16 protein-coding genes are annotated in these 13,906 nt (G+C 53.7%); 5 read left to right on the top strand and 11 right to left on the bottom strand.

Going from position 1 to position 13,906, the window contains the following annotated elements; translation table 11 throughout:
- Positions 1-226: 226 nt before the first annotated feature.
- Positions 227-1,003 (top strand): hypothetical protein, encoded by a 777-nt coding sequence (locus QBD29_RS07970; RefSeq protein WP_280100768.1) that lies wholly within the window; start codon positions 227-229, stop codon positions 1,001-1,003.
- Here the strand turns inward: QBD29_RS07970 and QBD29_RS07965 are convergent.
- From QBD29_RS07965 to QBD29_RS07915, 11 genes are read right to left on the bottom strand one after another with little or no spacing between them, the layout of a single operon-like run.
- A complete protein-coding gene (locus tag QBD29_RS07965; protein ID WP_280100767.1) occupies positions 996-2,690 on the bottom strand; it encodes a Na(+)/H(+) antiporter subunit D in 1,695 nt (564 codons plus the stop codon). The two genes, QBD29_RS07970 and QBD29_RS07965, sit on opposite strands and share 8 nt — an antisense overlap.
- Entirely contained in the window at positions 2,683-3,057 is a 375-nt protein-coding gene (locus tag QBD29_RS07960; protein ID WP_280100766.1) for a hypothetical protein, read from the bottom strand. Before QBD29_RS07960 ends, QBD29_RS07965 begins: the two co-directional genes overlap by 8 nt.
- A 1-nt stretch (position 3,058) precedes the next feature.
- The gene (locus QBD29_RS07955; protein ID WP_280100765.1) at positions 3,059-3,367 is read right to left on the bottom strand and encodes a hypothetical protein; all 309 of its coding nucleotides are present in this window, start codon (positions 3,365-3,367) and stop codon (positions 3,059-3,061) included.
- The gene (locus tag QBD29_RS07950; protein ID WP_280100764.1) at positions 3,364-4,833 is read right to left on the bottom strand and encodes a proton-conducting transporter membrane subunit; all 1,470 of its coding nucleotides are present in this window, start codon (positions 4,831-4,833) and stop codon (positions 3,364-3,366) included. The genes QBD29_RS07955 and QBD29_RS07950 overlap by 4 nt, the downstream gene beginning before the upstream one ends.
- 11 nt (positions 4,834-4,844) lie before the next feature.
- A complete protein-coding gene (locus tag QBD29_RS07945) occupies positions 4,845-6,410 on the bottom strand; it encodes a monovalent cation/H+ antiporter subunit D family protein (protein ID WP_280100763.1) in 1,566 nt (521 codons plus the stop codon).
- Complete coding sequence (locus tag QBD29_RS07940; protein ID WP_280100762.1) at positions 6,410-6,862, bottom strand: cation:proton antiporter subunit C; 453 nt, start codon at positions 6,860-6,862, stop codon at positions 6,410-6,412. Before QBD29_RS07940 ends, QBD29_RS07945 begins: the two co-directional genes overlap by 1 nt.
- Before the next feature lie 6 nt (positions 6,863-6,868).
- Complete coding sequence (locus tag QBD29_RS07935; RefSeq protein ID WP_280100761.1) at positions 6,869-7,309, bottom strand: Na(+)/H(+) antiporter subunit B; 441 nt, start codon at positions 7,307-7,309, stop codon at positions 6,869-6,871.
- Positions 7,309-7,866: a DUF4040 domain-containing protein gene (locus QBD29_RS07930; protein ID WP_280100760.1), complete on the bottom strand. Its 558-nt coding sequence runs from the start codon at positions 7,864-7,866 to the stop codon at positions 7,309-7,311. Before QBD29_RS07930 ends, QBD29_RS07935 begins: the two co-directional genes overlap by 1 nt.
- Positions 7,863-8,231, bottom strand: coding sequence for a monovalent cation/H(+) antiporter subunit G (gene mnhG / locus QBD29_RS07925; protein ID WP_280100759.1), 369 nt, complete (start codon positions 8,229-8,231; stop codon positions 7,863-7,865). The genes QBD29_RS07930 and mnhG overlap by 4 nt, the downstream gene beginning before the upstream one ends.
- Positions 8,228-8,512: a monovalent cation/H+ antiporter complex subunit F gene (locus QBD29_RS07920; protein ID WP_280100758.1), complete on the bottom strand. Its 285-nt coding sequence runs from the start codon at positions 8,510-8,512 to the stop codon at positions 8,228-8,230. The genes mnhG and QBD29_RS07920 overlap by 4 nt, the downstream gene beginning before the upstream one ends.
- Positions 8,512-8,991: a Na+/H+ antiporter subunit E gene (locus QBD29_RS07915; RefSeq protein ID WP_280100757.1), complete on the bottom strand. Its 480-nt coding sequence runs from the start codon at positions 8,989-8,991 to the stop codon at positions 8,512-8,514. Before QBD29_RS07915 ends, QBD29_RS07920 begins: the two co-directional genes overlap by 1 nt.
- A 295-nt stretch (positions 8,992-9,286) precedes the next feature.
- Between QBD29_RS07915 and QBD29_RS07910 the strand changes: the two genes are divergently transcribed.
- The 4 genes from QBD29_RS07910 to QBD29_RS07895 are packed head-to-tail and all read left to right on the top strand — an operon-like array spanning position 9,287 to position 13,891.
- Positions 9,287-9,940 (top strand): ATP-binding cassette domain-containing protein, encoded by a 654-nt coding sequence (locus QBD29_RS07910; protein WP_280100756.1) that lies wholly within the window; start codon positions 9,287-9,289, stop codon positions 9,938-9,940.
- Complete coding sequence (locus tag QBD29_RS07905; RefSeq protein WP_280100755.1) at positions 9,930-11,537, top strand: capsule biosynthesis protein; 1,608 nt, start codon at positions 9,930-9,932, stop codon at positions 11,535-11,537. Before QBD29_RS07910 ends, QBD29_RS07905 begins: the two co-directional genes overlap by 11 nt.
- Position 11,538: 1 nt before the next feature.
- Positions 11,539-12,372: a 3-deoxy-8-phosphooctulonate synthase gene (gene kdsA, locus QBD29_RS07900; protein WP_280100754.1), complete on the top strand. Its 834-nt coding sequence runs from the start codon at positions 11,539-11,541 to the stop codon at positions 12,370-12,372.
- A 22-nt stretch (positions 12,373-12,394) separates the two neighbouring features.
- On the top strand, positions 12,395-13,891 hold the full coding sequence (locus tag QBD29_RS07895; protein WP_280100753.1) for a phosphomannomutase/phosphoglucomutase: 1,497 nt from the start codon (positions 12,395-12,397) through the stop codon (positions 13,889-13,891).
- Positions 13,892-13,906: the final 15 nt, after the last annotated feature.

The following is a 13,906-nucleotide window of genomic DNA, read 5'->3' as shown; positions in this document are numbered from 1 at the left end:
GTTAGGGCAGAATGGCTGACGTTTTATTTATGTCAATGGTGCTGACGTTGTTGAAGGAATTTGTGAAGATTAAGGCTAATTCGTCATCAAATCCTACAATTTGGCAGCAACAGATTTGATTAAATCAGCTATCATTTATTAGTATTTTTTGGACAGTTTTGCAGATCTCGCAAAAGTAAGTAAGGTGACCTTTTGTGAATCACTATAATTTGAAGATGGAAGCCAATTGAACACCGAACAAACCAAAAACGATACAACCGCCGAAGAAATTGTTAAAGAGCTACCCCTCTTACCCGTTCTCGGTTTTGTCTTCGCACTTTGTTATGAAAGTGCATACTTTTTTTCGCTCAACATCGAACTGCGCCAAATTTTGACGCTATCAGACATTATTGAAGCCAGTGCATTAAAGATACTTCCAGCAATTCCATTATTGCTATTGGGTTTTTGGGTTGGTTCATCGCAAGAAAGTGCGCAACCCAGCGATATGAGTAGGCCTAAAAAAATTCTAGCTGACGTCCCATTCACGCTCATAAAATACACAGTATTTTTTTCTGCCACGATATATCTATTGTTTGGGTTGCCAGCTCAAATAGGGTTTATGTCACTGGCGCTAAGCAGCCTTTTGATTTTTGCTAATATCATAATTTTTCCGGCTTTGGCCCATTCGGACCGGGTTACGTTCATGACCGTATGGCTACTAATCATAACAATCGTAACTTTCGCTTCTATGGGATATAACGATGCTCACAAAATCCGATTTGGGGACCGTTCCAACTTACCTGATGTTTTAATCCAAAAGGGCGCCGATGACATCGAGCCTTCTGAATACAAATTAGTTCGACGACTATCTTCTGGGCTCTTGTTAACCACTCAAAACAGCGATCAGTTACTATTTCTTCAAAACGACACCTCCTCTTCGGTAATTTTTGAAATGAACACAGCTCCTTTCAAAGGAATATTGTGCGGCGGGTTTGGTTGGTGTCCACTGCCATTACTCAAATAAAATTCACCAACAACGCTGCAGCTAGTATCACCGCCAGCCACAGCACCATACTCCCCGTCGGCCAGACGCGGGCCATGCGGCCTTCGGGGCCGTGGGTTTTGTAGAGGCCTTCGGTGATGCGCCAGAACTCTTTGAGGCCGAGAGCCTTTGCGCCAGTCCAGAGCGAGGATACCGCCCATGTGAGCCAGCGCAAAAACGCAGGCGCGGCGCGGCGGTAGGTCCAGTCGCTGTCTAGGTTCACGGAGCGCAGTTCTGGCGGGTAGATGCCTGTGCGCATGAGGACTGTGAACGCAAGGGCCGAGAAGAACAGCAGTTGCAACTGGGTGATCACGTGGCTGGTGGTGTAGGGTTCGTATTTGATGTCGTACGGCAGCAGCGCGTAGAGCGGTGCGGGGTATGAGCCGATGCCGATACACAGCGCGGATGTGATGAACATGGCGAGGAGCATGTTCCACGGGGCCTCTTTCGGGCGCTTGCCGCTGTCATGCGCAAAAAAGACGAAATACGGGATCTTGATGCCAGAGTGGTGGAACACCCCTGCGGAGGCGAACAGCAGAATGGCCCAGATGACCCAGTAGTGTTCCTTGCCTGCGGCGGACAGGATCAGGGATTTGGAGACGAAGCCCGAGAAGAGCGGGAAGGCCGAGATCGAAGCCGCGCCAATGACGCAGAAAATCATGGTGAGCGGCATGGTTTTGTAAAGGCCTCCGAGGTCGGAGCCTTTGGCGGTGCCTGTGCGGAACAGGACTGCGCCGACAGACATGAAGAGGAGCGCTTTGTAAAGGATATGTGCGAAGGCGTGGGCGGCGGTGCCGTTGAGCGCGAGTTCGGTGCCGATGCCGACGCCGACGACCATGAAACCGAGTTGGTTGTTGAGGGAATAGGCTAGGACGCGGCGCAGGTCGTTTTCGATAACCGCGTAGAAGATCGGGAAGAGAGTCATCACCGCGCCGATGTAGATCAGGAGTTCCGTACCTGGGAAAGTGCGCGCGAGGGCGTAGACGGCGAGTTTGGTGGTGAAGGCCGAGAGGACCACGGTGCCTGTGACGGTGGCGGCTGGGTATGCGTCTTGGAGCCAGTTATGCAGCAGTGGAAAGGCGCATTTGATGCCGAAGGCGAGGAAAATCAGCCATGTACCAAGCGAGCCGAGGGTCATTTGATCGAACGCGATGGAACCTGTGTCGCGGTAATGCAGCGCCGTGCCTGCAATCAGGATCACGCCAGAGGCGATCTGCATAATCAGGTAGCGCATGCCCGTGTGATAGGCCCCTTCTGAACGCCGTGCCCAGATCAGGAAAACGCTGGCGATGGCTGTGCCTTCCCAGAACACAAACAGCGTGATGAGGTCGCCTGCGAAGACGGCGCCGATGGCGGAGCCTGAGTATAACAGGGCTGCGACTTGTTGGATCGTGTCCTTGATGTGCCACGCGTAGAGCATGGCGAGGAAACCCGCGAGTGAGAAGATCAGCGCGAAGATGATAGAGAGTTTATCGACACGCAGCAGGACAAGATCGAGGCCATAGGCGTTGATCTGGCCATAGACGCCGATGTCGAGGTTCCAGACCAACGCACCGCCGATCAGCGGGATCAAGCAGAGAACAGCCGAACGCAACACGCCAGCAGGCGTGTTGGCCACGACGAATGCGCCGAGGATGTAGACGATGAACGGGGGGACCACATCAATCATGGATGCTGCTCCTGTCCAGTTGGTCTTCGGGGTAGTCTTCGGATTCTACGTCGTATGGGGCGTAGTAGGTTTCATCGCGCATGAGGACGCGGCGCATTGCTTTGGCACAGACCACCAAAAGAGCGCACATGATGAAGCCGTACCAACCGTAAAAGCCGAAGAAGTACTCAATTGAGAAATAGGTTTTCTTTTTGTAGGCGATGTCGGCGATGACCAGCAGTGCGCAGACGGCGTAGAGGCCGTAAACGATGCGGTCCACGTTCTTTTTCTTATCGAGAAACAGCATGGCGCGGCCCAAGGCGGGGAGTTTCGCGGGGTCCGTTTCGACGATTTCGAATTCGTCGCTGTCGTGTTTGGTTTGTGCCATGTCAGCCCTGCCCTTCGGCCGCGAGGATGGTTTGGGACCATGTGAGCGCGTCTTCTTTGGGAATGGTGAGGGTTTTAGAGATTTTCCACGCGAAGCGATTTTCGTTTAGATCGGGAAAGCGCGTGCGCAGGTTGCGGATTTCGCGGTTCCGTGCCGTGGGCAGATCGCCACAAATGGCAATCACGTCTTCGATGGCAAGGTCGAAATGGTCGCGCAGCGCTTTGCGGATTGTGTATTCCCGCTCACCGTCTTTTTCGAGCCGTCTTGCGTAGGTTTCTTGGGTTTCAGTCGGGTTTGGCAGGTTGGTCATGATCCACCTCCGGTGATGGGCATCAGGAAGTCGATAATGTGGCCTGCCGTGAAGAACAGGACGAGGCAACCAAAAGCGGTGAGTGCTGGGGGGAGCCAACAAAACAGGGGCGCTTCTCGCATGCCCGTATAAGGATTGGCGTCATCATCGCGATAAAAGCCACGGCCGATGACGGGCAGCAGATAAGCCACGTTGAGCAAGGACGACAGCATCAAAACGGCGATCATGATTTGTTGTTGCGCGTCTGCGGCCCCAACCATCAGATACCATTTCGACCATGACCCACCGAGCGGTGGCAGCCCGATGATGCTGAGCGCGCCGATGCCGAAGGCGGCGAAGGTGATGGGCATGGTGCGCCCTAAGCCCGTCATTTGGCTGATTTCGGTTTTGTGGGTGGCCACATAAATTGCCCCTGCGCACATAAAGAGTGTGATTTTGCCCATGGCGTGCATAGCAATGTGGAGGCCACCGCCGAGCGCACCCATTTGTGTGGCAAGGGCCATGCCCAGAGTGATGTAGCTGAGCTGGGACACTGTGGAATAGGCGAGGCGTTTCTTGAGGTTGTCTTGCTGCATTGCAATGACGGACGACGCGATTATGGTGTACGCGGCGAGCCACATGAGCCATTCGGATGCGCCTGTTTCAGACAGAAAGTCGATGCCGAAGATATAGATGCCCACTTTGAGCATCGTAAAGACGCCCGCTTTAACGACCGCTACGGCGTGAAGGAGAGCGGAGACGGGTGTGGGGGCAACCATCGCGGCAGGGAGCCAGCGGTGGAACGGCATGAGGGCAGCCTTGCCGATGCCAAAAGCGTAAAGGGCGAGCAAGACCGGGACGAGTGCGGGAGCGAGTGTGCTGTCGCGCAGGATACCGCCCAGTTGGAAATCGAGCGTATTGGCCACGGCGTAGGTCCAGATCACGGCGGTGAGTTGCAGGGCGATAGACGTGCCGAGCAAGATGCCGAGGTAGGTGCGCGCGCCGCGGATGGCCTCTGGTGTGCCTTTGTGAACCACCAATGGATAGGTGCTGATCGTTAGAATTTCGTAGTAGAGGAACAGCGTGAACATGTTTGACGACCACGCGATGCCGAGGGCGGCAGCGATTGCGCCTGCGAAACAACCGAAGAAACGCGCGTGATGTTTTTCATTGTTTCCGCGCATGTAGCCGATAGCGTAGATGTGGGTCACGATCCAGAGGCCGCTAGCGACGAGTGCAAACAACAAGCCAAGGGGTTCCACGTTGAAGGCCACCGGAACATTCGGGAACACTTCGAACAGGGCGATTTGCGGTGTTGTTGCGTTCCCCACCTGCAAGGCGATGGCGACAACGGCGGCGAATGTTGCAAGGGCAGCAGCAAAGGTGATCGTGTCGCGCAGATTGGCCTGTTTCGCAAAGATCAGGTTTGTGAACATGGCCAGCGTTGGCAGGATCAGCGAGGCAAATATGAGGGTTGATAGTTCCATGCGCCCTGCCCTTAATGATCTGTCGCAGCGGCGGCTGCGGATGAGATTTCGGACATGCCAGCGGAGCCAGACATGAGGCCTTCGGCGGCGGTGCGCGCCGCAGCAAGGATGAAGTCTGTGTCAAAGCCGAAATAAAGGCAAGCAAGCGCGGCAATCCACATGGGCACGACCATAAGCATCGGGGCTTCTGCATGGGTAGCATCTGGATGCGGCGCTTGCAGATAGAGTGCTTCGACGACGCGCCAAACGTAAAGAACGGCGAGGAGTGATGAGGCAACGATAATCAAGGCAAGCCACCAGAGATTTTGTTCAAAGGCAGCTTGGACAAGGACCCATTTGGAGATGAAGCCAGCGGTTCCTGGAACACCGATGAGGGACAACCCACCTACGACGATTGCAGCGCCTGTAAGCGGCATCACGCGGCCCATGCCCGCGATGCGGTCGTAAAAGGTTGTGCCAGCACGCAGTACCAATGCACCAACGCCCATAAAAAGAACCGCCTTGGTGATGCCGTGGTTGAACAGATGCACCATCGTGGCGGTGAGGCCAGTCGTGGAGAACATGGCAACGCCGAGCATCATATAGCCGATTTGGGCGATAGAAGAATAAGCCAGCATCCGTTTAAAGTTCGTCTGAAACACCGCAATCAGGCTGGCGGCGAACATCGCAAGGAGTGCAAGCGGGCCGATGATCCAGATAAGGATCTGGGTGTCGAACACGAAATCAGGCTGGAACACAGTGAACATGAAGCGCAGGATCACGTAAATCGCTGCTTTCGTTGCCGTAGCCGCGAGGAATGTAGTGACAGCAGACGGGGCGTAATTATACGCCGCAGGCAACCAAAGGTGCAGCGGGTACATCGCCACCTTTAGACCCATTCCAACAACGATGAAGGCAAAGGCCGCTTGGACCGTGCGATTGCCACCCTGCCCGACCAATCGATCCGCCATATCGGCCATGTTGAGCGTGCCTGTGGTCATGTACAACAGCCCGATACCAATCACAAAGAACGTGGCGCCGATGGTGCCCATGATCAGGTAATCATAGGCCGCCGTCAGCGCGCGTTTGTCGCGGTGCGAGCCTTGGGACACCAGAACGTAGGTGGACAGGGATGAGATTTCGAGGAAGACGAACACGTTGAATGCGTCACCCGTAATCACCACGCCCATCAGGCCGGTGACGCAGAGCATGAAACAGGCGTAAAACAGCGTGTGATTTTTGCGTGGAATTTCATGCGCCACGGATTTGAGCGCAAACGGAAGCACCACTGTGGCGGTGGCCGCGATCAGAAACAGAACAAAGGCGTTGGCTGCATCCACACGGTATTCGATACCGACAGGTGGCGCCCACCCGCCCAAATGATAGCTGATTTGGCTGCCATCAGAGACTTGGATCAGCAACATCGTTGCGATCACAAGTGACAGCACAGATGCGATGAAGGCCATGGGCCAAGCCAATGATCTTGCACCAAAAAACACGATCAAGGGGGCCGTGCAAAAGGGGATGAGCACTTGCAGGATGGGCAAGTGATCCTTGAGCGTAAGCGCTGTGTGGTGAACCTCTGCTGCGCTGGCCATTATGCGCGGCCTCCCATTGCGGAGCCGTGCTCTTCGTTTTCGGCAGTGGCCATGGCCGCTTCGATGTCCAAGATATCGTCTTCTTCGATGGTGTCGTATTCTTCGCGGATGCGCACAATCAGCGCAAGGCCGAGCGATGTGGTGGCCACGCCCACGACAATCGCGGTGAGGATCAGCACATGTGGCAATGGATTGGAGTAGACGATTTCTGGATCCACTTTGATCTTGCCTTGGCTGTTGGTCGGGAAGATTGGCGCAGTGCCACCCGAGACCTTGCCGATTGAGATGTAGAGCATGAAAACGGCCACTTGAAAGATATTGAGGCCGACGATTTTCTTAACGTAGTTGCCGCGGGACACGACGATATAAAAGCCTGTCATCATCAGGACGATGAACAGCCAATAATTGACGTGGCCAAGCACAAATTCGAGTGTGAAGAGTTCTGTATTCATCGCGTCCTACCAATCATCATCGCCAAGACGCGGCGGACGGCCCGCAAAGGCATAATAAATGGCAATCATCACCCCTGTTACGGTGATGCCGACCCCGGCTTCGACCCAGATGATGCCTGTGTGCTGGCCGTGGGACATGTGGTGAGGATCAAAGGAGCCATAGTGCAGGAATTCATAGCCCAAGACCATGTTCCAAACCCCTGTTCCTGCATAGACCAACACACCGAGCGCCACCAGTTTGTGAACGAGCCATGGGGGAAAGACTTCTTGCACTTTTTCAAGGCCGAAAACGAGCCCATAAAGGATAAAGGCCACAGCCATGATGACGCCAGCTTGGAACCCGCCACCTGGAGAAAAATCCCCGTGGAATTGCACATAGAATGCAAAGAGGATAATGGTCCCGACCAGCAATTTGGTTACAACGCGCAGGATGAGGTGGTGTTGCATTAGCTTTCCTCCTCCTCTTCGTCTTGGCGACGACGGCGCAGGCCCGACAGGATCAAAAGAACCCCGATGCCAGCAGCAAAGACCACTGCGGTTTCGCCAAGAGTGTCAAAGCCACGATAGCTGGCCAGAATGCTAGTGACCACATTCGGAACGTCGATTTCTGTAATGCTTTCGTTCAGGTAATGCGGCGCAAGGTGGGTTTGCGCAGGGGCATTTGGATCGCCAAACGTCGGCATATCAAGCGTGCCGTAAACGAGGACAGAACCCGTGAGCAAAACCAGTAGCAGCGGCAACGTGTTTGAGCGCGTGGGTGCCTTGGTTCCGCGCGATGTGAGCGCGATTGTGCCGAGCATCAGGACGGTAGAAATGCCTGCGCCTACGGCGGCTTCGGTAAAGGCCACATCAACAGCATCAAGCGTGACGAATAGCATCGCCGTTAGCAGAGAAAAGACGCCAGAGAGCATAACAACGGCGAACAAGCGGCGCATGCGCAGGATCGCAAAAGCGGTTGTCACGAGCATCGTGAAGAGAATGACATTGATCAGGGTTTCAGTCATTCGCCCTGCCCTATGGAAGTGTCTGCATCCGCGTAAGGAACGCCGTCTTCGGGTGTGAGCCCTTCGCCTGTTTCAGGGCGCCAGCCCGTGACCAGTGCCGCGTTGGCAATGGCGTGGGTGGCGGTTGGGCCCGTGATGAACAAAAAGATGCCAATGGCGATGAGTTTCACGGTGATTAGCGTGAGGCCCGATTGCAGGCACATTCCGAACACCAAAAGGATCATGCCACCGCTTTCCCCAACAGAGGCCGCATGGACCCGCGCCCAGAAATCAGGGAACCGCAAGATGCCAATGGCTGACACCAGCATGAAAAAACTTCCGCCCAGAATACAGGCCCAAGACAGAATTTCGATAAACAGGGTCATTTGCGCCCCCGTTCGATCTGCGGAATGTCCCCAAGGGCGCGGTAGCGGAAGAATTTCAGGATTGCGATGGTTCCGACAAAGTTGATCAGCGCATAGAGCAGCGCGATATCAAGGAAATCAGGGCGGCCTGTGAGAAACCCTAGTACCGCGATGAACAGCACTGTGAGCGTGCCAAACAAATTGGCAGCCAACACGCGGTCATACACGATTGGCCCTGCGTAGAGACGCACAAGCAACAAAGCCATGGACACAAAAAGGGCGATAGCAGCGGTTAAAAACATTATCTGCGCCCCGTTTCGATTGCTGAAACACGTGCATCCATATCCGCAAGCGCATCATGGGTAGCGTCATCAAAGGATGCGGCGTGAACCCAGAATGCTTCGCTGTCGATTTCGACGGTGATTGTGCCAGGCGTTAGAGTGATGGAATTGGCATACACGGTGGCAGCCAGTTCGGATCGTTGCGTATTTGGAACGCGAAATAAGTGCTGCCGCAGGCCCATTTTCTGTGAGAGGATCAATTTCGTCACGGCGATGTTGGATACGGCGATTTCTTTCATCAACCAGCCTAAGTAGGTGATGAATTTCAATGGCTTGAGAGGTATCGACAGGCGGTGACCATCCACGATGTCCATGCGGCGTACCACCAAGACTGCGATGATTGCACTGGCAAGCCCGAGCCAAACCACCAAAGGTTTGTATATGCCCGACATTAAGAGCCAAAGCGCAAAAAGGGTCAGTGCTGACAGGATCGTGCGCAAGGGGCGGCCCCAGTGTTAGAGTCTTCGTTCGCGAAGACTATAGCAACGGGGAATGGTTAGGAAAACCGCAATTTCATGCTTTTGCACGCGGATTTTGAACTCTGCCCATCGCAAATTTCGGCAAAGCCATGCCGTTTTTGCAACGCTAGGGGTGATATATCGAATTCGTTAACCATATTTTATTGCAATTCCGACCAACTGAGGCGCATATTAGCGGGAAAGAGGCACATGAGCAGACCCGTGCCAGCAGAAGCGCAAAAAGCGCCGCAATTTGAGGATATCAGAGGCATCCCCGATGATTGAGTTTAGAAACGTGAGTAAGTCCTTTTGGACGGGCACCCAGCGCAAGGTCATTTTGGATCAGGCGTCGTTTCGTATTAACGTTGGTGGATCGGTTGGTATCCTTGCGCCAAACGGCACTGGTAAGACAACGTTGATCAATATGATGTCAGGTTTGGAAAAGCCTGATGAGGGCGAAATTGTACGCACAGCGCGGATATCTTTCCCGCTTGGCTATATGGGTGGGGTGCTCCCGAAGCTGAATGCGGTTGAAAATTCGCGTTATATTGCGCGGCTTTATGGGCTTGATCCTGACTACGTGGAAAGTTTCTGTCGTTATATCTGTGGGCTGGACGAGTACTTTGAGATGCCCATCGCCACTTATTCGCGTGGGATGAAGGCGCGGTTTATGTTGGCGATGCTGTTGGCGCTGGAGTTTGATATTTACCTGATCGACGAAGGTATGCCGCAATCCACAGATGCAGAGTTCAATCGCAAAGCAGGTTCGGTTTTGCGCGAGCGGCTGAAAAGTTCAACGGTGGTGATTGTTTCCCACCAAACCGACATTCTGGAAAAGTTTTGCCATTCCGCAGCGGTGCTGCGCAATGGACGCTTGACCATGTACGACACATTAGAAGAGGCGAAGCAGGTTTATAATTATGCCCAATAGCAATAAGACCCTTCGGATTTTACGTGGCGGCGGCCAAGCCGCTGGTGATGCGGCGCAACCAGACGCAACGCAGCAGGCACAGCCACAACCGCGCCGTGCCGCAGCTGAAGGTGAACCAAAGGCAAAGGCGCAACAAACGGCCCCTGAGCAGCCACAACTGACACCGCGTGAAGAAATCGAGCTGATCAAGCAAGAAAACCTGACAGGGCGGCAATTGCGCATTGCACGGCGCATGGCGCAGCGACACAATCTGTCGCCAACATCTGATTTAGATGCGGTGCGTTTGTTACGCCGTCAGGGCATTGACCCGTTTGCCAAACAGGAAATCGGCAGTGTGCTGGCCCCCGTCCCTGCTGAAGGGCAGGAACCGAGTGCGAATGCGGCCCTGCCCGCAACGGTACGCAAAAATCCAGTGTCCGATCACAAACCCCAAGTGATTGACGACGACAGCCGCGAACGTGAAGTGCGCAAAATCCAACGGGGTTTGGTAAAGCGGCGGCGGCGTCGCCTTGCCATTTTGATGGTTAAGCTGGCCTGTTACGTCATGCTGCCTAGCCTGATAGCTGGTTATTATTTTTACAAGGTTGCGACACCGATGTACGCGACCTATTCCGAGTTTGTGATCCAAAGCGCAGATGCGCCTGGTGCTGCCGGGGCGGCTGGTTTGTTCTCAGGCTCGCCTTTGGAAACGGTTACAGACAGCATCACCGTACAGGGTTATCTGACATCGCGAGATGCGATGTTGCGGTTGGATGAGGGTCCGGGCTTTCGCGATCTGTTCCAAGATGAAAATGTGGATGTCTTGCAACGCTTGGATCCAGAAGCCACGAATGAAGAAGCCTATAAAATCTATAAAAAACGGGTAATTATCGGGTTTGATCCCACAGAAGGTGTGATCAAGATGGAGGTAATTACGCCTTCGCCTGAATCATCGCAAAAGTTGTCGGCCACGTTGATCGCCTATGCTGAAGAACGGGTGGATCAGCTGACAGAACGTTTGCGCAATGACCAAATGAAAGGCGCGCAAGAGATTTACGATTCCGCTGAAGTGAAGATGGAAGAAGCGTTTGACGAGGTGGCCGAGCTGCAAACCAAAAGTGAAACGCTGAGTGCGGAAGGCGAAAACGCGATTATTTCGGCGCAGATCAGCTCGCTTGAGACGCAGATCACTGAAAAAGAGCTTGAACTGAGCCGTTTATTGAACAACACGCGCCCCAACCGCACCAAAGTGAGTGTTCTGGAGAGCGATATTGAGCTGTTGAAAGGCAAAATCCAAGAACAACGGGCGAAGATTTCGCAAGCCACAAGCACGGGTGAATCGATCATTCAAATCAACGCCGATCTGCGCAAAGCAGAAGGCAAATTGTTGGTGCGCCAGCAATTGGTTGCCACGGCGTTGCAAAACCTCGAAAGCGCACGGGTCGAAGCGCAACGTCAGACGCGGTATATTTCCATGGGTGTGAGCCCAGTGACCCCAGATAAAGCGACCTATCCGCGATCTTTTGAGAACACGCTTCTTGCAATTGTGATTTTTGCAGGCATCTACCTTATGCTGTCTTTGAGAGTGAGCATCCTTCGAGAACAGGTAACGACATAACATGCATAACTTCGACATCGGAAACATCACTGTTGGCAATGATCAGCCGCTGACGCTTATCGCTGGGCCATGCCAGTTGGAAAGTGCGGATCACGCGCAGATGATTGCGGGGACCTTGAAAGAGGCCTGCGCCGCAGTTGGTGCGGGTTACATTTTCAAAGGATCCTTTGATAAAGCCAACCGCACATCGTTGAATGCGAAACCTGCCTTGGGTTTGGATGCGGGGTTGAAGGTTCTGCAAGGTGTGCGCGACACCATTGGTGTGCCCGTTTTGACGGACATTCACGAAAAAGAACAATGTGACCCCGTGGCAGATGCAGTGGATGTGATGCAGATTCCTGCATTTTTGTGTCGGCAAACGTCTTTGTTGTTGGCCGCAGGGAAAACCGGTGCTGCGATTAACGTTAAAAAAGGGCAGTTTTTGGCCCCATGGGACATGCCAAATGTTGTCGCGAAGATCGAAAGCACAGGCAACAAACGCATTTTGCTGACAGAGCGTGGCGCGAGTTTTGGGTACAACCGTTTGGTTGTGGATATGCAATCCCTGCCTGAAATGGCGAAGACGGGATATCCCGTTGTGATGGATGCGACCCATGCTGTGGCACAACCAGGTGGTTTGGGAAGCGCCTCTGGTGGACAGCGCGAATATGCGCCCGTTTTGGCCCGCGCGGCGGTGGCCGTGGGCGTGGGTGCAGTGTTTACGGAAACCCACCAAGACCCAGACAATGCCCCCTGTGATGGACCCAACATGATCCGTTTGGAAAACATGGCAGAGCTGATTGAAACACTGATGAAAATTGATCAGTTGGCCAAGGCCAACCCCATCGTTTTGTAAAGTTGTAGACCGGAGTAAAATAATGACGAAACCAGCCGCAAGCGTGTCACAGAACACGTGGGAATTTCTGCGCGATGCAATGATTACACCAACGGGGTTTCGTGAGTATGATGCCCGTTGGAAATATCCCGATGATATCAACCTGCCGGGCATTACAGCGCTTGGCATGGGGCTTGGCACGCAGATGCACGAGGCAGGCATTGAGCCTGTGATTGCCGTTGGCAACGATTACCGCGAATATTCGCTGACGGTGAAGAACGCGTTGATGCTAGGCCTGATGCAGGCAGGTATTCATGTGAAAGACATCGGCCCTGCCCTATCGCCTATGGCGTATTTTTCGCAGTTTCATCTGGATGCCCCTGCTGTGGCTATGGTGACAGCCAGCCACAATCCAAATGGGTGGACAGGTGTAAAGATGGGCTTTCAGCGCCCATTGACCCATGGCCCAGATGAAATGGGACGGTTGCGCGATATCGTCTTGAACGGAGAACAAGTGGCCCGTTCAGGCGGAGGCTATGAGTTCGTTGAAGGTGTGCGTGAGGCCTATATCGACGATTTATGTGGTGATTTCAAAATGTCGCGCAAACTGCGCGTTGTGTGCGCCACAGGGAATGGCACCGCGAGCGCCTTTGCTCCCGAAATTTTGGAGCGGATTGGTGTTGAGGTCGTGCCAAGCCATAACCAGTTGGATTACACCTTCCCGAATTACAATCCGAACCCTGAAGCCATGGAAATGCTGCATGATATGTCTGCATCTGTAAAAAACAGCGGCGCGGATTTGGCGCTGGGGTTTGATGGGGATGGGGATCGGTGCGGCGTTGTCGACAATGAAGGCGAAGAGATTTTCGCAGATAAAGTCGGTGTCATCATGGCGCGAGATTTGTCAAAGCTGTACCCAAATTCAACCTTTGTGGCGGATGTGAAATCCACAGGCCTGTTTGCAAGTGACCCAGAGCTAAAGCGATTGGGTGCAAAGGCAGATTACTGGAAGACGGGGCATTCGCATATGAAACGCCGCGTTCATGAATTGGGTGCGCTGGCAGGGTTTGAAAAGTCCGGCCACTATTTCTTGGCCGAGCCTGTAGGCCGTGGATATGATTGCGGCATGCGCGTTGCGGTTGAGATGTGTAAACTGCTTGATCGTAATCCCGACATGTCGATGGCAGATTTGCGCAAAGCACTGCCCGTGACCTATGCCACACCGACCATGTCACCTTATTGTTCTGACTTGGAAAAATATGATGTGCTGGAACGGCTGGTTGAAAAACTGGTTCAGCTTGGCAAAGACGGCGGCAGCCTCGGCGGACGCAAAATCACAGATGTTGTGACCGTGAACGGGGCGCGTGTGATGCTCGATAACGGAGGCTGGGGATTGGTGCGTGCATCATCGAACACACCGAATTTGGTTGTCGTGTGTGAGAGCCCTGAAAGCGATGCGGAAATGCGGGCGATCTTTGCCGATGTGGATGCGGTTATTCGCACCGAGGACGCTGTGGGCGACTACGACCAGACGATCTGATGGCATTTGGGGCTT

The sequence above is a fragment of the Amylibacter sp. IMCC11727 genome (genome assembly GCF_029854195.1).
Classification (GTDB): Bacteria; Pseudomonadota; Alphaproteobacteria; order Rhodobacterales; family Rhodobacteraceae; genus Amylibacter.
This window is presented reverse-complemented; position numbering and strand designations above follow the sequence as displayed.